The sequence below is a fragment of the Muricoccus harenae genome, assembly GCF_009848505.1.
Classification (GTDB): Bacteria; Pseudomonadota; Alphaproteobacteria; order Acetobacterales; family Acetobacteraceae; genus Roseomonas; species Roseomonas harenae.
Genome location: NZ_WWDL01000018.1, coordinates 1 through 20,012, shown reverse-complemented (window position 1 = coordinate 20,012; position 20,012 = coordinate 1). Strand labels below are relative to the sequence as shown.

At 70.2% G+C, this 20,012-nt stretch carries 22 protein-coding genes and 1 other RNA gene; 11 read left to right on the top strand and 12 right to left on the bottom strand.

All coding sequences use genetic code 11. The annotated features are described in order from the left end of the window. Nucleotides 1-90: 90 nt before the first annotated feature. Both GSE44_RS13940 and GSE44_RS13935 read right to left on the bottom strand, forming a co-directional pair. A complete protein-coding gene (locus GSE44_RS13940; RefSeq protein ID WP_201306067.1) occupies nt 91-1,575 on the bottom strand; it encodes a cation:proton antiporter domain-containing protein in 1,485 nt (494 codons plus the stop codon). Beyond that, nucleotides 1,572-1,940, bottom strand: a complete 369-nt coding sequence (locus GSE44_RS13935; protein ID WP_159349442.1) for a hypothetical protein — start codon at nt 1,938-1,940, stop codon at nt 1,572-1,574. The genes GSE44_RS13940 and GSE44_RS13935 overlap by 4 nt, the downstream gene beginning before the upstream one ends. Before the next feature lie 100 nt (nt 1,941-2,040). Here GSE44_RS13935 and GSE44_RS13930 point away from each other — a divergent pair, with 100 nt between their 5' ends. From GSE44_RS13930 to GSE44_RS13900, 7 genes are all read left to right on the top strand, one after another. Further along, nucleotides 2,041-2,748: a DUF3833 family protein gene (locus GSE44_RS13930; protein ID WP_159349441.1), complete on the top strand. Its 708-nt coding sequence runs from the start codon at nt 2,041-2,043 to the stop codon at nt 2,746-2,748. Between the two features lie 76 nt (nt 2,749-2,824). Next, the gene (locus GSE44_RS13925; RefSeq protein WP_159349440.1) at nt 2,825-3,367 is read left to right on the top strand and encodes a SixA phosphatase family protein; all 543 of its coding nucleotides are present in this window, start codon (nt 2,825-2,827) and stop codon (nt 3,365-3,367) included. Between the two features lie 82 nt (nt 3,368-3,449). Continuing rightward, nucleotides 3,450-4,004, top strand: coding sequence for a thermonuclease family protein (locus GSE44_RS13920; protein WP_159349439.1), 555 nt, complete (start codon nt 3,450-3,452; stop codon nt 4,002-4,004). Nucleotides 4,005-4,227: 223 nt separating this feature from the next. Beyond that, complete coding sequence (gene gltA / locus GSE44_RS13915) at nt 4,228-5,532, top strand: citrate synthase (RefSeq protein ID WP_159349438.1); 1,305 nt, start codon at nt 4,228-4,230, stop codon at nt 5,530-5,532. A gap of 337 nt (nt 5,533-5,869) precedes the next feature. Then, entirely contained in the window at nt 5,870-6,511 is a 642-nt protein-coding gene (locus GSE44_RS13910) for a hypothetical protein (protein ID WP_159349437.1), read from the top strand. A gap of 81 nt (nt 6,512-6,592) precedes the next feature. Then, a complete protein-coding gene (locus GSE44_RS13905; RefSeq protein WP_159349436.1) occupies nt 6,593-7,678 on the top strand; it encodes an FAD-dependent oxidoreductase in 1,086 nt (361 codons plus the stop codon). 65 nt (nt 7,679-7,743) lie between these two features. Next, entirely contained in the window at nt 7,744-8,304 is a 561-nt protein-coding gene (locus GSE44_RS13900; RefSeq protein WP_159349435.1) for a DUF4337 family protein, read from the top strand. Between the two features lie 55 nt (nt 8,305-8,359). On the opposite strand, the gene GSE44_RS13895 is transcribed toward GSE44_RS13900, so the two are convergent. From GSE44_RS13895 to GSE44_RS13870, 6 genes are all read right to left on the bottom strand, one after another. Further along, the gene (locus GSE44_RS13895) at nt 8,360-10,882 is read right to left on the bottom strand and encodes a mechanosensitive ion channel domain-containing protein (protein WP_159349434.1); all 2,523 of its coding nucleotides are present in this window, start codon (nt 10,880-10,882) and stop codon (nt 8,360-8,362) included. Between the two features lie 331 nt (nt 10,883-11,213). After that, complete coding sequence (locus GSE44_RS13890; protein WP_159349433.1) at nt 11,214-12,035, bottom strand: TIGR00282 family metallophosphoesterase; 822 nt, start codon at nt 12,033-12,035, stop codon at nt 11,214-11,216. Next, nucleotides 12,032-12,583: a 5-formyltetrahydrofolate cyclo-ligase gene (locus GSE44_RS13885; RefSeq protein WP_235924802.1), complete on the bottom strand. Its 552-nt coding sequence runs from the start codon at nt 12,581-12,583 to the stop codon at nt 12,032-12,034. Before GSE44_RS13885 ends, GSE44_RS13890 begins: the two co-directional genes overlap by 4 nt. 64 nt (nt 12,584-12,647) lie before the next feature. Further along, nucleotides 12,648-12,802: non-coding RNA, 6S RNA (ssrS, locus tag GSE44_RS13880), on the bottom strand. A gap of 54 nt (nt 12,803-12,856) precedes the next feature. Further along, a complete protein-coding gene (locus GSE44_RS13875) occupies nt 12,857-13,186 on the bottom strand; it encodes a cell division protein ZapA (protein ID WP_159349431.1) in 330 nt (109 codons plus the stop codon). A 3-nt stretch (nt 13,187-13,189) separates the two neighbouring features. Further along, nucleotides 13,190-13,486 carry a hypothetical protein gene (locus tag GSE44_RS13870; RefSeq protein WP_159349430.1) on the bottom strand — a complete coding sequence of 99 codons (297 nt, stop codon included), beginning with the start codon at nt 13,484-13,486 and terminating at the stop codon, nt 13,190-13,192. Nucleotides 13,487-13,610: 124 nt separating this feature from the next. Here GSE44_RS13870 and GSE44_RS13865 point away from each other — a divergent pair, with 124 nt between their 5' ends. Next, complete coding sequence (locus GSE44_RS13865) at nt 13,611-14,126, top strand: hypothetical protein (RefSeq protein WP_159349429.1); 516 nt, start codon at nt 13,611-13,613, stop codon at nt 14,124-14,126. 81 nt (nt 14,127-14,207) lie between these two features. Further along, nucleotides 14,208-15,146 carry a class I fructose-bisphosphate aldolase gene (locus tag GSE44_RS13860; RefSeq protein ID WP_159349428.1) on the top strand — a complete coding sequence of 313 codons (939 nt, stop codon included), beginning with the start codon at nt 14,208-14,210 and terminating at the stop codon, nt 15,144-15,146. Between the two features lie 81 nt (nt 15,147-15,227). Here GSE44_RS13860 and GSE44_RS13855 read toward each other — a convergent pair whose 3' ends face one another. Further along, on the bottom strand, nt 15,228-15,629 hold the full coding sequence (locus tag GSE44_RS13855; RefSeq protein ID WP_159349427.1) for a VOC family protein: 402 nt from the start codon (nt 15,627-15,629) through the stop codon (nt 15,228-15,230). A 14-nt stretch (nt 15,630-15,643) separates the two neighbouring features. On the opposite strand from GSE44_RS13855, the gene thiE reads away from it, so the two are divergent. After that, on the top strand, nt 15,644-16,288 hold the full coding sequence (gene thiE / locus GSE44_RS13850; protein WP_159349426.1) for a thiamine phosphate synthase: 645 nt from the start codon (nt 15,644-15,646) through the stop codon (nt 16,286-16,288). Between the two features lie 60 nt (nt 16,289-16,348). Here the strand turns inward: thiE and GSE44_RS13845 are convergent, their stop codons facing one another. Continuing rightward, the gene (locus GSE44_RS13845; protein WP_159349425.1) at nt 16,349-16,669 is read right to left on the bottom strand and encodes a hypothetical protein; all 321 of its coding nucleotides are present in this window, start codon (nt 16,667-16,669) and stop codon (nt 16,349-16,351) included. A 103-nt stretch (nt 16,670-16,772) separates the two neighbouring features. On the opposite strand from GSE44_RS13845, the gene GSE44_RS13840 reads away from it, so the two are divergent. Further along, nucleotides 16,773-17,498: an FkbM family methyltransferase gene (locus GSE44_RS13840; RefSeq protein ID WP_159349424.1), complete on the top strand. Its 726-nt coding sequence runs from the start codon at nt 16,773-16,775 to the stop codon at nt 17,496-17,498. Between the two features lie 78 nt (nt 17,499-17,576). Here the strand turns inward: GSE44_RS13840 and GSE44_RS13835 are convergent, their stop codons facing one another. Both GSE44_RS13835 and GSE44_RS13830 read right to left on the bottom strand, forming a co-directional pair. Further along, complete coding sequence (locus GSE44_RS13835; RefSeq protein ID WP_159349423.1) at nt 17,577-18,617, bottom strand: tellurite resistance TerB family protein; 1,041 nt, start codon at nt 18,615-18,617, stop codon at nt 17,577-17,579. A gap of 71 nt (nt 18,618-18,688) precedes the next feature. Next, the gene (locus GSE44_RS13830; RefSeq protein ID WP_328799079.1) at nt 18,689-19,804 is read right to left on the bottom strand and encodes a GGDEF domain-containing protein; all 1,116 of its coding nucleotides are present in this window, start codon (nt 19,802-19,804) and stop codon (nt 18,689-18,691) included. Between the last annotated feature and the right edge of the window lie 208 nt (nt 19,805-20,012).

Here is a 20,012-nt window from a genome sequence, read left to right as displayed (position 1 = left end):
CCGCGGCCCGGGTGAGGCTTCGCCTCCCCGGACATTGCGGCGGTTTTTGGGGACAGTCGTAAGCGAGGTCCCAAGGCGGCCCCCATACCGTCAGGGATTAGGCGGCCCCGCCCCCGGCAACGCCGCCGCCGGCCCCTCGGCGGCGCGCGCGCTCAGATCCGTTTCGCGCAGCATCTTCTGCAGCATCTCGTCGCCAATGTGGTTCTCCTCGCGCAGTTGCAGCAGCGCACGGCGCACGGCGTCATGCCCGTCCTGCACATCCTCCTGCCCCTCCGCCGCCTGCGACGCCACCTCGCCTGCAAGCTCCTGCTCCCGCTTCTCCTCCTCCTCGTTGCCGAGCGACGCCGCCTGCACCGCGCTGCGCAGCGTCAGCCCCTGCACCACCACCGCGGCAAGGATCAGGAAGGCCGCCACCACCAGCGTCAGCCCACGATCCTCCATCTCCTGCGGCGCCGAAAGTGCGATGACGATCCCCAGGATCGAGGGCGTGCAGGCCCAGGCCATCACCGCCGCCGCGGTCAGCCTCGTGATCTCCCGCCCCGACTCTCCCTCCTTGTCACGCAGCGCCTCCGCGGGCGCCGACATACAGGCGGCCAGGTAGGAAAAGGCGAATTGCAGCCCGAGGATCAGCACCACCAGCGCCAGCGCCGTGCCCGCCGTCCGCCAGAGCGGCCAGGATTCCAGCGCCTGCAGCGTATGCGGCAGCGCCCGCCCGGCGAGCACGAACAGCACTGCCGAAAGCAGCAGGCTCACCTCTTCCCAAAAACTCGTCGCGGAAATCCTTGCTTCCGAGGAGGTTCGGGTCGCCCCCGTGTCGCGATCCACGTCGCTGGATGAGACGGTGAGCGCCGCTGCGATGATCGTGGCCGAAAGCGAAAGCCCCAGCCATTGTGCGGCCAGCGCGCAAAGAAAGGGCAGCGCGATGGATACGGCGATCTCGACCGGCGCTGGCCCCACGCGCCCGCGCAGCCAGAGCGAGCCCCGCCCGAGCGCCCATCCCGCCGCCGCCCCGGCCAGGAGCGCCCAGGTGAAGCGCCCGGCCGCGCCGAGCGGAGTCGGCGCGCCTTCCTCCACCGCATGAAGCAGCAGTCCCAGCACGCCGAGCGCGAGGATTCGCGCCACCATCTCCCGCACCTTCAGCGCATCTGCAATGGCTCGCGGCACCTGCGGCCGGCCCTCGGCCTCATGGAAGATGCGCGTGTCGAACAGCGCCCCCACGATGCCCAGCAGCAGCGCCGGCGCCCAGCCAAGCCCCGGCAGCAGCCAACGCGCGGCCAGGGCGATGAGCGGAATCGTCACCACCGTCAGCCCGATGCCGATCGCCACCCCTGGCCCCAGGGCGAAGCGCCACAGATGCACCGAAACCCGGATCGACGCCGCGAAGATGACCGGCGGCAGGAACAGGGTGATCAGCAACTGCGGATCCACCGGCGCATCCGGCAGCCCCGGCAGGAAGGCCGTGCCGGCCCCCACGGCCACCAGCACCAGGGAGTTCGGCAGCCGCACCATCCCGGCCAGCGCCAGCAGGGGCCCGATCGACGCCAGCAGCAGCGCCACGAATTGCAGCGTGCTCACGAATCGCAGGCTCGCGGCTGGAATGCCGCCGCGCGTCCGACTCCTCGCATGGACCGATGCTCCAGCCGCGGCAGGGCCGCATGGAAGGGAGCCGGTATAACGCGCGGGGCGACGCGGGATGCGTCGCCCCACTCATCCGGTGGCCGGACTACGATCTCCACCAGCACCACCTCGGTCACTGCATCCCTGGCGGTCACGCGCGCCTCGCCTCCGTCGCGGAAGGCCACGCCGCCGCACTCCCCGACCGCCACGCCGTCCACCCTGATACGCCGCGCCGGCATCGGATAGGCCGCGCGTCCTTCGCCCAGCGGTAGCACCGTCTCCTGTCCCTGCGCCGGCGCCGGCGCCGGCGCCGGCGCCAGCACGCGAGCATCGGCGTGAATGGCACAACACCGTGGATTTCGCCGCAGCCGCGCCCCGCACCCTGGCCAAGCCGGACAGCGTGATAGATGGTCCGCTCCCGACATGACGCGCCGACGCTCTCTCCTCCTTGCCCTCCCCGCGCTCGCCGCCGCCACCGCCCTTCCGGGCTGCGGCACCAGTCCGGACACCTTCGAGGGCAAGGGCCCGCCCTTCCACCCGGAGGAGTTCTTCGCCGGCAAGCTGCGCAGCCACGGCGTCTTCGCCACCCGCCTCGGCGCGATCGAGACTTGGTTCACCGCCCATCTCCTGGGCGCCTGGAATGGCACGAAGCTCACCTTCGACGAGCATATCCGCTACGGCGACAGCTTCGAGGAACGTCGCTTCTGGACCCTCCGCCGCGACGCCGCCGACCCCACCGGCCGCAGCTGGGTCGGCGAGGCCTCCGATGCCACCGGGCCGGTGCGCGGGGAGGTCGTCGGGAATGCCTTCCGCCTCCAGCACGAGCTGAACATGCTCACCGTCTCCGGCAGCCGCCGCACCCTTGGCTTCGACCAGTGGTTCCTGCGCACCGCCGGGGACATGGCCCTCTCCCGCTCGGCCGTCTCCTGGTATGGTATCCAGGTCGGTACGGCGCAGCTCGCCTTTCAGTGCGTCAGCGTTGGCGTCACCCAGGGCACGGTCTATCCCGGCCAGGCCGCACGCGAGGAGCAGCCCGCCGCGCCTCTCACCCGCAGCCCCGGCGCCTCTCCGGTCCCCATGCCGGGTGCACCCCCGCCCAGCCGCATCATGAACGCCCCGCCGCGCCGCTGATCCGCCACCGAATCTTCCGAACGCGGAAACGCCCCCCCCTCGCGACAGTTAGCGCCCGATGTGCGAGGATCGCGCCATGCGACAGTTGCTGCTGCTGCGTCATGCCAAATCTGCCTGGGACGACCCGGCCCTGTCGGACCACGCCCGTCCATTGAACGCCCGCGGCCGCCGCGCTGCCGCCGCGATGTCCAGCGCCATGCGCGGCCTGGGCATGCGCCCCGAGCTGGTCCTCGTCTCCTCCTCCCGCCGGACACTTCAGACGCTGGAGGGACTCGGCACGCTGGACGGTCCGCCGCGCATCGAGCCGATGGACGACCTCTACCTCGCCCCCTGGGAGCGCCTGCTACAGGCGGTGCGAGAGGTGCCGGACAACGTGCGGAGCGTCCTGTTGATCGCGCACAACCCGGGCTTGCACGACCTGGCCCTCAACCTTGCCAGCCCGGAGGCCGGCCCCGCAGGTGTGGAGGCCCGTTCATCGGTTCAGGCCCTTGCCGAGTCCTATCCCACGGCGTCCCTCGCCGAATTCGCCCTCGAAGGTCCCTGGGCGTCCCTGGGCGTGGGCAAGGCACAGCTTCTGCGGTTCCTGCAGCCAGGCGACCTGCCCGAAATGGCCGCCTGATCCGCCCACCGCAGAATTCCCGGAAAACCGCGCCGCATCCCCGCTTGTGTGGGGGCGCCGCTGCTTGCTACGCAGGGTTGCAGTGCTTCCCCGTCGCCGCATCTTTCGTCCCGCCCCCTCCCCCCGTGCCTGGCGCGGGCCCTTGCTGCTGCTCGGCTTGGCGGCCGGCGCCGCGACATGGATCGGACTCGGCGGCCCGACCCAGCTCTTAGGCAATTCCCCGCTTGAACAAGGCTGGGCCGCCACCCCAGCCGAGGTGCTGGTGGTGGATGGCGATACGCTGCGCCTGTCGGACCGGATCGTGCGCCTGCGCGGACTTGAGGCCCCGGCCCGCGGTGAGACCTGCCGCGATCCGGCCGGGCGCGAGTTCGACTGCGGCGCCGGCTCGGCCGAGGTGCTCTCGCGCATCGTTGCCGGACGCGCCGTGCAATGCCGCGTCCAGGGCCGCGACCGCTTCGGCCGCGGCCTCGGCCGCTGCGAGGCCGGGGCGGTGGAGCTGAACGGCGCCCTCGTCTCCGCCGGCTGGGCCCTGGGCGAGGACTCCGCCTTCGCTCCGCTCGAGCAGGCGGCCCGTTCCGCCGGCCTCGGCCTCTGGGCCGCCGGTGCCCGCCCGCCGAAATCCTGGCGCGAGCGCTGAAATCCGCACCCCGGATCCACTTCCGGGGCATCCTGCGACAGGCGCGGCGCCGTCCCTCCGGCCATGTGGATGGACAAGCCCGCCGTCTGGCCTATCTTGCGCCGCACCATTCCCCGGGGAACGGAAGCGGGTGCGACCCGAGTGCCGCCTACCGCCCATCGCCCCTTCGGAATAATGTGTCCACCAATACGGCCGGTCTCATACCGGCTGCGAGGATCAACGCATGAGCGACGCCTCCAAGGGCTCTGTCACCCTCACGCTCGACGGCACCAACCGCTCGAGCAGCGCGCCGCTGGTGCAGGCGAGCGTCGGACCGGCGGTGGCGGACATCCGAAAGCTCTATGCCGATCTCGGCATCTTCACCTTCGATCCGGGCTTCGGCATGACCGCGGCCTGCGAGAGCAAGATCACCTATATCGACGGCGACCAGGGCATCCTGCTCTATCGCGGCTACCCGATCGAGCAACTCGCCGAGAACTCCGACTTCACCGAGGTCTCCTACCTGCTGCTGAATGGGGAGCTGCCGAACAAGAAGCAGCTCGCCCAGTTCACCCAAGACGTCACCATGCACACCATGGTGCATGAGCAGATCCGCCGCTTCTTCGACGGCTTCCGCCGCGACGCGCACCCGATGGCGATCCTCTGCGGCGTGGTTGGCGCCCTCTCGGCCTTCTACCACGACGCGCTCGACATCAATGATCCGCGCCAGCGCGAGATCTCGGCCTTCCGCCTGATCGCCAAGGTCCCGACCATCGCGGCCATGGCCTACAAGTACTCGGTCGGCCAGCCCTTCGTGTATCCGCGCAACGACCTGAACTACGCGGAAAACTTCCTCTACATGCTGAACGCCGTCCCGGCGGAGGACTACAAGGTCAACCCGATTCTCGCCCGCGCGATGGACCGCATCCTGGTCCTGCATGCGGATCACGAGCAGAACGCCTCCACCTCCACCGTGCGCCTCGCCGGCTCCACCGGCGCCAACCCCTATGCCTGCATCGCGGCCGGCATCGCGGCGCTCTGGGGCCCCGCCCATGGCGGCGCCAACGAGGCGGTGCTGAAGATGCTGGAGGAGATCGGCTCCCCGGAGAACATCCCCGCCTTCATCGAGAAGGTGAAGGACAAGAACTCCCATGTGAAGCTCATGGGCTTCGGCCACCGGGTCTACAAGAACTTCGACCCGCGCGCGAAGATCATGAAGGAGACCTGCCACGAGGTCCTCGCCGAGCTCGGCATCAAGGACGAGCCGTTGCTCGACATGGCGATGGAGATGGAGCGGATCGCCCTGGAAGACGAGTATTTCGTCTCCCGCAAGCTCTACCCGAATGTCGACTTCTATTCGGGCATCATCCTGAAGGCGATGGGCATCCCGACCAGCATGTTCACCGTGCTCTTCGCGGTCGCCCGCACCGTCGGCTGGGTCAGCCAGTGGAAGGAGATGATCGAGGATCCTGCGCAGCGCATCGGCCGCCCGCGTCAGGTCTATACCGGCGCGACCAACCGCGACTACACGCCGGTCGAGAAGCGCTGAACCGGCATGGGGCGCGGTGCCTGATCCGCCCGCCCCGCAAGCCGCGCCTGGCAAGGCCCGCCCCTCCGGGGCGGGCTTTTTCATACCCCACGCGTGAATTCACATCACGCTCAAAGAACATCTTCTAGTATGATGGAGTAAATAGAAAACGCATAGAAATATTCATTGCCATCGGCGCGTGGCATCTGACGGAAATCCAAGAAAGCACAAGATTTCGCCGCGGAATATTCGCATGTTTGTGCAATGTTTTCTTGATAACGATCTGGTGAATGGGTTCTGCTACATGGAGTTGCAGACCAAAGGTCTTGTACCCGTGAACATTGAATCTTCCTGCCCCATGTCCCTGCCGCCCCCAATGGATGAACAGGTCCGCCGCCGCCTCAGGCATTGGCCGCAGCGCCCGCCCGGCGCTCCGGTCAACGCGAAGCAGCCCGGCACCTGGCGCCGTGCCCGCCCCGGCGATCTGCAGACGGCGAACCACCCCTTCCTCAAGCTGCCCGGCACCAACCGGCTCCGCACCCTGCCGGAGGGGCTCTGGCTCCACTTCTCGCCGGACCCGGCCGACCCCTATGCGGACATCCTCTGCATCGAGGCCTGCTCCAGCCTGCAGAACCTTCTCGACAAGCGCTCGCGCTTCGCCCCGTCCACCACCTCGCTCCTGGCTGTCTGCCCACTGCCCTGGCTGCTTGCACCCTGCCAACCAGAGGACCCCACGCCCCGCTGGAAGCTCATCCGCCTGCTGCGCCGGGAACCCACGGAGCCGCTGGTTCTGCCGGTGCGAGACATGCGCGTGCTCTTCGGTCTGAAGTCCCGCCAGTATGATGGCTTCGCCCGCAGCCAGATGCCGCAGGCCCATGAGTATTTCTGCCCGATGGAGGCCCTCACCGCCGAGCATGGCGACGAGAACCCCGCCATGCGCGCCCTCCTCGCCCGCGCCAGCGCCAGCGCCACGGCGAACTTCATGCATCTCCCCGGCTGACGGCCAGGGCATTCCCGCCGGCTGCCTTCCCAAATCCCGGGCCCGCGCTACCCTGCCCACCCCAACCATGGCGGAGAGCCGATGTCCGTCCTGATCGTGGGCGCCGGTCCCGCCGGACTCGTCCTGGCGCTCGCCCTGAAGCGCCGCGGTATTCCTTATCGGCTGATCGAGCGCGCCGAATCGCGCCTGCCCTGGTCCCGCGCCCTCGGCATCCAGGCCCGCACGCTCGAGGTGCTGGACCGGCTCGGCCTGGCCTCCACCATCCTCGCCGAGGCCATCCCGGTGCGCGGCGCCTGCCTGCATCTCGGCACCCGCACGGTCCATGCGCCCTTCCCCGGCGCGCATCCCCGCTTCCCCAGCATGGTCATCCTTCCGCAGGCCCGCACCGAGGCGATCCTGGAAGCGGCCGGCGACCCGCCCGAGCGCGGCGTGGCTTTCGAGGCCCTGCGCGACGGTCGTGCCGTCCTCCGCCATGCCGATGGCAGGGAGGAACTGGCCGAGACCGACTGGGTCGCGGGTTGTGACGGTGCCCATAGCGCCGTCCGCCACGCCCTCGGCGATCCCTTCCCCGGCAAGCGCTACGACGCGCGCCTGATCCTGACCGATGCGCAGGTGGACGGGCTGGCCGAAGGCTATCTCAATGTCGTTCCTTACCCACTCCTGCTTGGCTTCGGCCTGCCCGGTGGCACCTGGCGCCTGGTGACCGCGCTGTCCGAGGACGGCCCTGCCCCTGCCGAGGGCGACATGGCTCCGTTCCGCCGCCCCGGCATCGAGCCGCACGACCCATCCTGGTGGAGCGCCTTCAGCATCAGCCAGCGCCAGGTCACCAAGATGCGCCACGGCCGCGTGGTGCTCGCCGGCGATGCCGCGCATATCCACTCCCCGGCAGGCGGCCAGGGCATGAACATCGGCATCCAAGACGCCTGGTCCCTCGCCCGCGCCATTGCCGGCGGCGAGGCTGTGGTCGATGCCTGGGCCGCCGAGCGCAGGGCCGTGGCACACACCGTCCTGCGCAACACGGACCGCATCACTCGCGCCATGCTGGCGCCCGGCTTGCTCGCCCCGTTGCGCGGCACGCTGCTGCGCCTCGCCTTCCATATCCCCGCCCTGGTCCGCCGCTTCGAGGCGCAGATCGCGGGCCTGAACTACCCGCCAATCCGGGACTGAGGCCCACTTCCCAATGGCACGGCGCGATGGCATTGCAGCGCCGCAACAATTCGGGAATCGCGGCCATGGCCGGTCACGGACATGTCGAGCATGGCGGGAACAAGCGCGTCGCGCTTCTGATTGCGGTGCTTGCCCTCCTCCTCGCCATCGCCGAAACCGGCGCCAAGAGCGCCCAGACGGAGGCGCTCTCGCGCAACGTGGAGGCCTCCAACCTCTGGGCCTTCTTCCAGGCGCGCAGCATCCGCCAAACCACCCTGCGCACCGCCGCCGAGGCCGCGGCAATCCAGCCCGAAAGCACCGATGAAGCACGCCGCGCCGCCGTGGCACGGCAGGTCGAGAACTGGCAGGGCACCATCCAGCGCTGGGAAAGCGAGCCCGCCACCGGCGAGGGCCGCCGCGAGCTGTCCAGCCGCGCGCAGGCCGCCGAGCGCATCCGCGACCGCTCCATGGCCGCCTACCACATGCATGAATTCGGCTCCGCCGCCTTCCAGGTGGCGATCGTCGTCGCCTCCGCCTCGATCGTCACCGGCGTGCCGCTGCTGGCCCTGGGCGGTGCCGCCCTTGGCCTGCTCGGCATTGCCCTCACCGGCCTCGGCTTCTTCGCGCCGGAGTTGATCCACATCTGATCGCGGCTGGAGCGGCTTCACGCTCCCGACCGGTCGCGGTCGTCAGCTATCCGCCCTACTGCGTATTTCCCAGCGCGGCGGGTGGCGGCGAGCGCGTGTCGGCACCACCATCCGCCACCGCCGGCTCGTGCGCCAGCTCCCGCCGCGGCTCATCCCGAAGCCCGGCTTTGCCCCCGCCCCGCCCCGGGCGTGACAGCACCACCGCCTGCGCCGGCAGCGCGATGGCAATTCCCAACTCCTCGAAGCGCTGCTTGATGCGCCGGTTGAACTCGCGCTGCACGCCCCAGCGCCCGGTGTCCTTGCAGCGCATTTGCCCCAGCACGGTGAAGGTGGCGCCATCCACCTTGTCCACGCCCCAGAGCGCGAAGTCGTCCAGGATCTGATCCTTGAAGGCGGGATCCTCGCGCATCCCGGCACCGATCTCCTTCAGCACGCTCCCCACCCGGTCCGGATCCTCCGCGAAATTCACCGTCACGGAAACGGCCGCATTGCCGATACCCTTGTTCGTGTTCGTTACCGTCGTCACCGAGCTGAACGGGATGACATGCACCGAGCCATCGCCCGCGCGCAACCGGATCGTGCGGATCGACAGATTCTCCACCGATCCCGACAACCCGGAGACCGTCACCCAATCCCCCACCTGCATGGTGTTCTCCAGCAACAGGAAGATGCCGGTGATCACGTCCTGCACCAGCTTCTGCGAGCCGAAGCCGACGGCCACGCCCAGGATCCCCGCCCCCGCCAGAAGCGGCGCGATGTTCACCCCCAGCTGCGACAGCGCGGTGAAGCCGACGATCAGAACGATCACCACCAGCAGCGTCGAATGCATCAGCGGCAGCAGCGTACGTAGCCGCGCCGCCCGCGCATATTCGCCGCGCGCCGACATGCCGGCGATTTCGCGATCGATCCAGCTGTTCACGCCCTCCCAGATCAGCACCGCGAGCAGGCCCGCCACCAGCAGCACGATCGCGGCGCTCGCCAGGCGCTGCCCAAGCCCGCCCTCATAGAAGGAGCCGGCCACGTCGCCCCCCCAGATCTCCAGCAGCGCAAGCAGCGTGACGGTGCCGACCAGCACGGTGACTGTCCGCCGCAGCAGTGGCACGTAGCGGTTCGCCCGCCCCTCCAGGAATGGCAGCCGCTGCGTCTTCTCGGCGCTGATCTTCAGCATCCGGTCCAGTAGCCGCAGCAGCGCCACCGCAACCAGCCGCGCGACCACCAGCACCGCAATGCTCGCGCCCACATAACGCAGCAGCAGCCCGTAGCCATTCTCGATCCGCAGCGCCCAGACGAACCACAGCGCGACGAGCATGACAATGGCCACGATGTGCCACACCCGCGCCAGCCAGTGCCGCGCCACCGCCAACGTACCGCTCGCGCCCTCCGGCGGGTCGATCATCGCCGCCACGCTGCGGCGGCACTGCAGCACCACGATGATCAGCAGCACATGGTTCAGCAGCACGACCAGCTTCGCCGCGGAGGCATAGGCCGCCGGATACAGCCCCAGGATCCGCGCGATCTCCAGCACCGCCATGCCATAGATCGGGACGCCCGAAATCCGCCCGAGCCAGATCTCCGCATAGGCCGCGCTTTCATCGGAGAGCCGGAATAGCCGCAGCGCGCGCGAGTCCGGGGAGACGATCGCCCGCCCCAGCGCCATCACCAAATGCTGGATGACGAAGGCGTTCACCGCCGCCAGGATGATCAGCGACACGACGGCGCCATGCCCGATCTGCGTCGCCAGCAGCAGGTTGCCCACGAGGGCAAAGACTGCGATCGGCACCAGCTCCAGCACCAGCCGCAGCAGCGCCCAGGGCGCGCGCTGGATCAGTCGCAGCTCCGCCCGGCTAGCGATGGCCTCGGCCACCGTCGTCCCGCCCGTCGCCCGCTCCGCACGCCGCTCGGCCAGCTTCGCCTCCGCATGGCGCTCCACCGCGCGCATCGGCCGGTGGAAGGCGCGCACCACCAGCCAGCGCGCGGCCCAGGCACAGGCCAGCACCACCGCCAGCCGCCAGGCCAGGTCCAGCAGAGCCGATTGCGCGAAGGGATTGCTCGCCGTCCGCACCAGCCAGTTCCACACCAGCGGCAGGCTGGAGATCGTGCCCCCCGCCGTCGCCAGATGCGCCGACAGCGAAGACAGCCAGCCCGACAGGGCCGCAATGATAGCCGCCAGCAGACTGTCCGAGGTGAGCGTCACCGTATCGGCCGGCGTCTCGGGTGCCGGTGCGGCCGCCGGTGCCGCCGCCGGAGCAGTCACAGGAGCCTCCACGGGAGCGGCCGGTGCGGCGGCATTGCCCGCAGAGGGTGCCGCCCCGGCCACGGCCCGCAGGAGGTTGATCACCTCCTGGCGCCGCGCCCCATCCTGGAGGATGTCGAGCGCCTGCCGCGCCTGCTCCGGGGAAAGGTCAAGCGGCCGCACCGCCCCAGCCTCCTGCGACCACGCCGGAGCCAGCGCGAGCGGCAACAGCGCGACCAGGGCCAGCACAAGCACCCGCACCCGCGCCGCGGAGGAACCCGGACGCCGGACGCGAAGGCCCGGCGGCCGCTCGAACAGGACTCTGGCGCGGATGAATGCCTGCATGCGTTCGGAAACTCCCCTGCTCGCTCTCTGGCCCGCCGCGCGGCGGATCGGTTGGCCGCGCGGACAGGCCGACGGGCCGGGCACAGGCGAAAACCATGGGAGGCAACCCGGAAGGGTCCGGCCCATGGCCGATCGGCCGCCCTCCCGGCGCGGCACGGCCCCTCGCCACGCCATACGGGCGTGCGGAGGCACCTGTTCGGGTCCATAGCGGCCGGAGCCGGGATCGGTTGCATCGGCAGAAACGCCGATCCGCCGGCGCAACGCCGCGCCCCTTTAGCCCGGCCAGGAAAGGGGCCGTTCGGCGCCCCCCCGCAAATGCCCAGCGCCTAGCTCAGAACTCCGGCATCACCTGCGAAAGCCGCCCGCCGACCCGCAGGGCGCCAATGCGCCGCGCCAGCCCGGTCGCATCATCGGTCTCCACCAGCACGCCGCAGAGCGTCGCATCCCCCTCGGCCGGCGCCAGCCGCTCCGCCGGCACCTTCCGCCAGAAGCGGATCGAGGCCCCGGCCTTCTGCATGCCGATCACGCTGTCATAGTCGCCGCACATCCCGGCATCCGTAATGTAGCCGGTGCCACCCTCCAGCACCTGGTGATCGGCGGTGGGCACATGGGTATGCGTGCCCGCGACCAGGCTCACCCGACCGTCGAAGGAATGCGCGAAGCCCAGCTTCTCGCTTGTCGCCTCGGCATGGATATCCACCACCACGGCCTGCACGCTGCCATTGGCGCCCATCGTATGCCGCGCCAGCTCCCCCTGGGCGGCGCGGAAGGGATCGTCCAGCGGCTCCATGAACAGCCGCCCCATCACCTGGATCACCAGTGCCCGGCGCCCGCCGCGCACCTCCACCACCGTCGCCCCGCGCCCAGGCGTTCCGGGCGGGTAGTTCATCGGCCGGATCAGCCGCGGCTCGCCCTCGATGAAGGGGATGATCTCCTTGCGGTCCCAGGCATGGTTGCCCAGCGTCAGCACATCCGCCCCGGCCTCGAGGAAGGCGCGCGCCATGTCGGGCGCCAGACCGAAGCCATGCGAGGCATTCTCCGCATTCAGCACCACCAGATCGGCGGACAGTTCCGCCCGCAGGTTCGGCAGGAGCGAGGTCACCGCGTCGCGCCCCGCGCGCCCGACCACATCGCCCAGAAACAGGATTCTCAACCGCTCAAACCTTCCCCGCGGAACCGCACCACGCCCTGCTCCGTCGCCACCGCATCCAGCGGCGCGTCGAAGCGGCCGGCGGGCACCTTCTCCATCTCCTGGCAGGCAAAGGCCACGCCAAGCGTCCGCACGCCAGGCAGAGCCGCCAGCGTCCGGTCGTAATATCCGCCGCCATAGCCCAGCCGGCGCCCCGCGCGATCGAACGCCAGCAACGGCACGATCACCCAGCCCGGCACCACGGGTGGCGCCTCGGGCGGCGGCTGCAGCGTGCCGAAAGGCCCCTTGGCCATGGCATTCCCGAAGGCGAAGGCGCGGAAATCCAGCGGCAGCCCACGCTTGGGCGTGCGCGGCAGGCACAATTGATGCCCACGCGCCTCCAGCGCCCGCATCAGCGGCCGCACGTCGATTTCATGTCCCATGGGCCAGAAGCCGGCCACCACCGCGCCCGGCGGCGGCGGCGCATCGCGCAGCACATGCGCGCAAAGCGCCACGCCCGTGCCCGCAGCCTGCGCCGAGGCACGCCGCGCCTGCGCCTCTTCGCGCGCCACGATCTTGGCCGCGCGAAGACGGGCGTCGTCCCCCGCTGGGGACCCGTCCGGAAAGGGGGGTAAGTGCGGAGCCGCCATGACCGCTGGCGATTCGTCCTCCCAAGGCCTGCTAGCGCAGGTGGGCACCAGTTACCCGGACCAGGGTCCGGACAGAGCCAGCTCCCGGAGGATGCTTATTGGCCCTGGGGATGATTTGCCTGGCGCGAAAGGCAGCCCCGCCCACCCAATCTAGGGACGAGGCCGCCCCGGCGCCAGCCCGGGACCGCACCGGGCTCAGGATTTCCCGAGATCGGCAGCGATGCCCTCGATCCGCTCCGCCACCCGCGCCAGCCGCTCGGCCAGCTTCGGATCGGCAGGCGGCAGCGCCGGCAGCATCCCGGCCCGCGCCTGGGCCACCTCCACCTTCAGGTCATGCACCTCATCCGCGAGCAGCAGCGCCGCCAGCAGCAGCAGCCGGGATTCCCCATAGGACCCGCCCATGGTCTTCACAGAGGAAACGCGCCGGTCCACCTCCCCCGCCAGAGCGATGAGATGCGCCTCCTGCCCATCCTCGCAGGATACCGGATGGCTGTAGCCGCCGATGCGAACCGTAACCTGTCCCAATGCTCAGCCCTCCACGGGGCGCCGCGAGCCACTGCCCGCCTCGCCCTCATCCGGCAGTTCCTCTTCGTCTCCCTCGGGATCGCCCTCGTGCTCGCCCTCGGCAAGCTCGCCCCCCTCGGGCAGCGCGGCGCGCAGCCGCGCGATGGTTGCTTCCAGCCGCGCCGAAAGTGCTGCCACTTCCTCCGCCGGAACCCCCGCGGGCGGAGCCGCCAGCCGCGTGGAAACACGGCCCGCCGCCTCGGCCAGCCGCTCCACCGCCGCTTCCAGCCGTGCGGCCGCCTCTGCCAGGCTGTAAGACATGCCGCCCCCATTCCCTGCGCCCGCATGACGCGGCGCGCGCAATCTCATTCAACGCTCGCATTCCTGCGATATCGTCGCCCTCAAGCCTGCGGGCTTTAGGCATCCGCCCGCAAGAGGGTCAACCATGACCAGAGCCCCAGCCGCACCCGACAGCCCACCCGCCATCCGCTTCCACTCCGCGGCGGAGGCCACCGCCGCCCTTTCCCTGGCCGGTCCCGCGGGCGTCCTCCTCCTCTCCGCCCCGGCCGCTGCCGCCTGGCCCGGTGCCGCGACCGTCGCCGCCATGGTCGCCCGCGCCGCCGCTGCCCATCCGGACGTCCCGCATCGTGCTGCGCTGGATTGCGGCACCGCCCCCGGTCTGGCGCTGGATGCCCTCCGCCAGGGCTGGCGCCTGCTGGTGCTCGATGGTGCCCATCCCTCCTTCGCCCAGGTCGCCGCCGCGGCCGCAGAGGTCGGCGCCACGCTCCTGCCCGCCGCGCCCGAAGCGCTGGACCTGACCAGCCTGGACCTCCGCAAGCCCGGCGGCCGCGCTATGCTCGCCCGCCACCTCACCCGGGACCTCACCCGGGACCTCACCGGCGCCACGCCAGGCGAAACCGGCCGGACCGCACCAAACACGCACCGAATCGGCGCTGAATGAGCAGGTCGGCGCCCGTGACAGAATCAGCGCCCTCCGCTAACTCCAGCCCACCATTCCACGCCACGAAGGGGGATTTCGCCCATGCAGCTGACGCCGAAGGTCAAGGAGATCCTCTCCTGGTACGAAAGCGACAATCCCGGCACCAAGGGCAACCTCGCCCGCATGCTGATGCAGGGGAAGCTCGGCGGCACCGGCCGCATGGTCATCCTGCCGGTCGACCAGGGCTTCGAGCACGGCCCCGCCCGCTCCTTCGCCCCGAACCCCGCCGCCTATGATCCCCGCTACCACTTCGAGCTGGCGATCGAGGCCGGGCTCAACGCCTATGCCGCCCCGCTGGGCATGATCGAGGCCGGCGCCTCTACCTTTGCCGGCGCCATCCCGACGATCCTGAAGGTGAACAGCTCCAACTCGCTGTCCACCACCAAGGACCAAGCCGTGACCGGCTCCGTGTCCGATGCGCTCCGCCTCGGCTGCTCCGCCATCGGCTTCACCATCTACCCGGGCTCCGAATACCAGTTCGAGATGATGGAGGAGCTGCGCGAGATGGCCGAGGAGGCCAAGGCCGCCGGCCTCGCCGTGGTGGTGTGGTCCTATCCGCGCGGCCCGATGCTCGACAAGGTCGGCGAGACCGCGCTCGACATCTGTGCCTATGCCGCGCACATGGCCGCGCTGATGGGCGCGCACATCATCAAGGTGAAGCCGCCGACCGAAGCGATCTTCCTTGATGCCGCGAAGAAGACCTATGAGAAGGCCCCGGTCCCCGACATCAACACCCTGGCCGGCCGCATCAAGCATGTCGTGCAGGCCTGCTTCGGCGGCCGCCGCCTCGTCGTCTTCTCCGGCGGCGAGGCCGGCACGAACGAGGCGATGATGGACATGGCAAAGGGCATCCATCTCGGCGGCGGAAACGGCTCGATCATCGGCCGCAACACCTTCCAGCGTCCGAAGGCCGACGCGCTGAAGCTGCTGTCCGACATCATCGAGACCTACAAGGCCGAGAACGCGCAGAACCCGGCCTGATCCGGGAAACCTGATCCAGGAAGCGGGGGGCGGGCCATGGCCCGCCCCTTTTCTGTTCGCCTGCTTTCTAAACGCCGACTTCTACTCGCTCGGCCGGTAGCTCCCGAAGTACCAGACGTGCCCCTCCGGATCGCGCACCGCATAGCCGCGACCGCCATGCGCCTCATCCCGCGGCTCCTGGATGATCGCGGCCCCCGCCGCCCGTGCCCGCGCGCAATGCGCGTCCACATCCTCCACGATCACGTAGTTCGCCTGGGTGAAGCCGCCCGCCTCGGCCACAGTCAGCCATCCCCGCCCGTCCTCCCGCGTGGAGCCGAGCGTCACCATCCCATTGCCGAACCGCATCTCGGCATGCTCGATACGCCCGCCCTCCCCCGGATAGGCTGCATGCTCGACAAAGCCGAACGCCTCCCGCAGGAAGGCCATGGCCGCCACCGCGTCGCGATAGCGAAGGCAGGGTATCACCGCGCTTGTCCCGCTCACCGGATCACTCCTCCATGACCGATTGCCGTGTCTATCTCATCACCCCGCCGCGGATCGACCTCGCCGTCTTCCCCGATGCCCTTGCCCGCACCCTCGATGCCGGCGACGTCGCCTGCCTCCAGCTCCGCCTGAAGGACGCCCCGCGCGACGAGATCCGCCGCGCCATCGACACGCTGCGCCCCGTCGCCCAGTCGCGTGACGTCGCCTTCCTGCTGAACGATGATGCCGAGTTGGCGGTGCAGACGGGCTGCGACGGCGCCCATCTCGGCCAGGAGGACGGCGACCACGAGAAGGCGCGTGCGCTGCTGAAGGACGCCACCCTCGGCATCACCTGCCATGACAGCCGCCACCTCGCGATGCGCGCCGGCGAGCTGGGCGCCGACTACGTCGCCTTCGGCGCCTTCTTCCCCACCACCACGAAGGACACGCAGCACCAGCCGGATCTCGAGATCCTCGAATGGTGGTCCTCGATCTTCGAGATCCCCTGCGTCGCCATCGGCGGCATCACCGCGGAGAACTGCGCCCCGCTCGTCCGCGCGGGCGCCGACTTCCTCGCCGTCATCGGCGCGGTCTGGAACCATCCCGAAGGGCCGGAGGCCGGGCTGCGCGCCATGAACGCCGCCATCGCCGCGGCAAGCCCGGACGAAACGGAAGGCTGAAACAAAAAAGGGCCGCGCCCTCCGAAGGAGCGCGGCCCCGATCCACCAGGGAAGCCCGCCTCAGCGCTTCGCCTCGCCGGGCTCCATACCGCGCCGCATCCGCTCGACCGAGCGCTCGGCCGATTCCGGAACCGCCATCGGCGGCGGCGCCGGGGCGCCGGGCGCACCCTCCAGCACCATCCCGCCGCTCATGAAGGCGCGGTCCGCCTCGGCGGTCGCCGGGCCACGATCCAGCGGCGGGCCAGGCGAGCGCCCGGTGCGGCTCATCGGCTCGCCGGGCTTCATCTCGCCGATCACGCCGCCAGCCTGGCCATCGGTGCTGGCCATGGCAGGCATGGCCGAAACCATGAACGCGGCGGCGGCGAGGGCCAGAACCCGCATGTTGCACCTCTTCGTCGTTGTAGATGTCGAACGCCCTGCGGGAAAACGGGTTGCGCCCTGCCCCGCCCGGCGATTTCAGCCCGAACGCCGGAGACGCCGCGAGATGACACCCCGAATGGACGAGCTGACCTTCCTCACCGCCTTGCACCGCCCCGGCACCCTGCTCGACATCGGCGCGCATGAAGGCTTGCTGGCCCTGCCTCTTGCCGGGCTTCCCGGCGCCCGGGTGATCGCCTTCGAACCCCTCGCCCCTGCCCGCTCCGCACTTCTCCGCGCTGCCGCCGGCCACGCGAACATCACCATCCGCCCCGAGGCCCTGTCCGATGCGCCGGGCGAGGCCACCCTCTCCATCCCGCTGCTCGAGGGCGATCCGCAATGGCAATGGGCCAGCACCGCCAAGAGCTACGCGGCCCATGAATCCGCCCGCGTCGCCATCCGCCGCGAAACCGTCCTGGCCGTCACCCTGGACAGCCTGGACCTCGCGGATTGCACCGCCATCAAGATCGATGCGGAGGGCGCCGAATACGCCATCCTGCGCGGCGCCCGCGCCACCCTCTCCCGCTGCCGCCCCATGCTCACTCTCGAGCTCGAGGAACGCCATGCAGAGGGCTGCACCTGGGCCGTCCCCGCCTTCCTGGACGCGCTCGGCTACGAAACCGCCTTCGCCCTTGACGGCCGCTGGCATCCCATGGCCGCGCTCCACCGCCCGACCATGCAGCGTGCCAGCTCCGATCCCTCCGTCTTCGGGGCGTCGGATCCCTATGTCTTCAACTTCTACGCCTGGCCCCGCGAGCGCGATGCCGAGGCACGCGCGCTTCTGCCCGCCTGACATTCCCTGCCGCGGCACCCAGGAGAGCGGCGCCCAGAAGCGCCGCCCCCAGCAGGATCGTCGCCGCCACCACCCCGCTCACGACGCCCCCCCCGGCAACGCGTCGGAGGCCGCGATGCGGCTCGCCTCCACGGCTTGCGCATCCAGCGACTGCCGCAGCCCCGCCGCCAGCCCCAACCGGTGCGCCAGCGCGTCCAGATAGGCCCGCTCAGAGGCCGTATCCGGCTCCGCCACCAGGCGAGAGACCATGTAGATCTCGGCCTTCTGCGCATCCGTCCGCGCCATCGCGGCCACCGCAGAAGGATCGGCCGGCGCGTCCAGCGCCTGGAAGACGAAGCCCTTCTCCTCCGCGTCCAGCTCCAGCCGCTCCACCTCATCGAAGACGCGCCCACGCTCGGCCTCGTCCATATGCCCGTCTGCCTTGGCCGCCGAGATCATCGCCTTGACCAGCGAGAGGCCGAAGGGCTGGCCATCCGCCGCCGGCACATCTTCCCGGGCGAATTCCTCTTCGGGAGGAACCGATGCCGCGCCGCCCGATCCACCGGCTGGAGCTCCCTGGCCCGCGGCCGAGCCGGACCAGGGCCCTGGGGCCTGTGCCGGCGGGGGTGCCTGCCCCGGCAGCGATCCCTGCATCGAGCCGGGCATCGGGCCGGGCATCGGGCCGGATCCGGCTCCCGGGCCCGCTGCCTGACCCTGGCTTTGGCCCTGGCCCTGCGACTGCTGCCACTGCTGATAGGCCCGGTAGGCCAGCGTCCCGAGCACCGCGAGCCCGCCCATCCGGAGAAGCCCGCCGCCACCTCCGCGGCGCCGTCCACCGAGCACCGAACCCAGCAACCCACCTGCAGCCGCCGTCCCGATCGCGCCGCCGAAGGGTGAGCTTCCGCCACCGAGCATTCCGCCCAGGCTGCCGATTCCACCGCCCCGATGGCCGTCTTCCCGGCCCAGGCTGCCGATCCCGCCGCCGGAGCCCCCTAGCAGCCCACCCAGCACATCGCGCAGCGACCCGCCGCCTCCACCGCCCAGGCTCCCGATCCCGCCCGGCCGCGAGTCGGTCCAACCGCCCTGTCCGCCCCTCGATCCTCCGAGGAAGCCTTCCAGCAGCCGTTTCGTGTCGAACATGCGTGCGTCTCCCGATCAGACCCGGACAACGCGGCAGAGGCCGCTTCGCTGCGCCAAGCCCGCATCGGCCCTCAGGCAATCCTGGCGCCGGGCACCGGATTGGCGTCGCCGGCCTCGGTCACCCGGCTCCGCAGCCCCGCCTCCGCCCGACGGAGCAGCGTCGCGAAGTCGTGCATCCCCCCAGGCCCGGTCGCCGCGCCGGTGTGGAGGCCAAGCCCCGACGCCGCGATCAGCTCCGGCACCAGCCGCGGCAGCCGCTCCGCCATCAGGGCGAGCGCCTCCGGCGGTATTCCCTCCAGCAGCAGCACGAAGCGCGAGGGTCCATAGCGGAACACCAGGTCATCAGTGCGGAGAGACCGCCCCAGCGCCTTTGCCGCCCGCCGCAGCGCCTCCGCCCCCACCGCCGGCTCCTCCGGGGCGCCCTTCACCTCCACCACCATCACCCCAAGCGGCCGCCCGGAACTCTGGGCGCGGCGGAACCGCGCCTCCCCCAGCGCCGGCAGGTGGCGCGGCGCCAGGGCCCCCGTGGACGGGTCCGGCCGCGCATCCCGCAGCAGGTTGTAATGCCGGCGGCGATAGGTCAGCAGGTCGAAGAGATCCGCCAGCCGCCGCGGGTTACCCTCCCCGCCCCGCGCCTCGAAGTAGCGGAGATAAGCCCCCAGCATGGCGCTGTAGAGGAGCGCCGCGCCCATCTTCGCCGCCCAGCCGCCGAAGAGCGCCGCCATCGGCACCCCGGTCACCAGCTTCAGCACCGCAAAGAAGGACAGTTGGTCGAAGCTGAGCACGAGCACGGTGCAGGCCAGGATCCGCAACGTCCGGTGCCGCCCGAACACCCCGCCCAGCCGCTCGTAGAGAAGCACCAGCATGATGCTGTCGATGAAGAGCAGCAGCGTGCCCCAGACCATCAGCACGCCCATTTGGTCGACGAAGTTGATGTCTGGCCGCACCGTCCCCAGCGCCACCGGCTCATGGAAGCGCAGCAGCAGGCACAACGCCACGATAAGCGAATTGCCGATCAACAGCCCATAGACCGGCTGCCGCACCGCCTCCGCATCCTCCTTGATGTAGAGGAGCAGCACCATTGCGAGCTTGCCCGAGAACAGCACCGTCGAGCCCGGCGAGATCAGCCCGAAGGGCAACTCGATGAAGAAGACGGCCGCCAGATATGTCTCCAGGAAGTGCATCACCCCTAGGGTCTGTGACTGGACTGCCTGACAAGCCCTTTCGGCGCTGATCTGGTCTGCGGACGCGCCAGCTTGGACGTTCTCATACCAACCGCCTCAGAGTTTGACCTGTGCCCAGGAGCGACGCGTGATAGAGGCGATCTGCTTTGGCGTGCTCATCAGGGCGGACCAGGCGTGGCAGCATGCATCGACGATGTCGTCGTAGCTTTCC

Excerpts from the sequence above, each read along its gene's own strand:
- GSE44_RS13930 (WP_159349441.1), top strand. The coding sequence starts at position 2,041 with ATGACGCGCCGACGCTCTCTCCTCCTTGCCCTCCCCGCGCTCGCCGCC.
- GSE44_RS13925 (WP_159349440.1), top strand. The coding sequence starts at position 2,825 with ATGCGACAGTTGCTGCTGCTGCGTCATGCCAAATCTGCCTGGGACGAC.
- gltA (WP_159349438.1), top strand. The coding sequence starts at position 4,228 with ATGAGCGACGCCTCCAAGGGCTCTGTCACCCTCACGCTCGACGGCACC.
- GSE44_RS13910 (WP_159349437.1), top strand. The coding sequence starts at position 5,870 with ATGTCCCTGCCGCCCCCAATGGATGAACAGGTCCGCCGCCGCCTCAGG.
- GSE44_RS13905 (WP_159349436.1), top strand. The coding sequence starts at position 6,593 with ATGTCCGTCCTGATCGTGGGCGCCGGTCCCGCCGGACTCGTCCTGGCG.
- GSE44_RS13900 (WP_159349435.1), top strand. The coding sequence starts at position 7,744 with ATGGCCGGTCACGGACATGTCGAGCATGGCGGGAACAAGCGCGTCGCG.
- GSE44_RS13895 (WP_159349434.1), bottom strand. The coding sequence starts at position 10,882 with ATGCAGGCATTCATCCGCGCCAGAGTCCTGTTCGAGCGGCCGCCGGGC.
- GSE44_RS13870 (WP_159349430.1), bottom strand. The coding sequence starts at position 13,486 with ATGTCTTACAGCCTGGCAGAGGCGGCCGCACGGCTGGAAGCGGCGGTG.
- GSE44_RS13865 (WP_159349429.1), top strand. The coding sequence starts at position 13,611 with ATGACCAGAGCCCCAGCCGCACCCGACAGCCCACCCGCCATCCGCTTC.
- GSE44_RS13860 (WP_159349428.1), top strand. The coding sequence starts at position 14,208 with ATGCAGCTGACGCCGAAGGTCAAGGAGATCCTCTCCTGGTACGAAAGC.
- thiE (WP_159349426.1), top strand. The coding sequence starts at position 15,644 with ATGACCGATTGCCGTGTCTATCTCATCACCCCGCCGCGGATCGACCTC.
- GSE44_RS13845 (WP_159349425.1), bottom strand. The coding sequence starts at position 16,669 with ATGCGGGTTCTGGCCCTCGCCGCCGCCGCGTTCATGGTTTCGGCCATG.
- GSE44_RS13840 (WP_159349424.1), top strand. The coding sequence starts at position 16,773 with ATGACACCCCGAATGGACGAGCTGACCTTCCTCACCGCCTTGCACCGC.
- GSE44_RS13835 (WP_159349423.1), bottom strand. The coding sequence starts at position 18,617 with ATGTTCGACACGAAACGGCTGCTGGAAGGCTTCCTCGGAGGATCGAGG.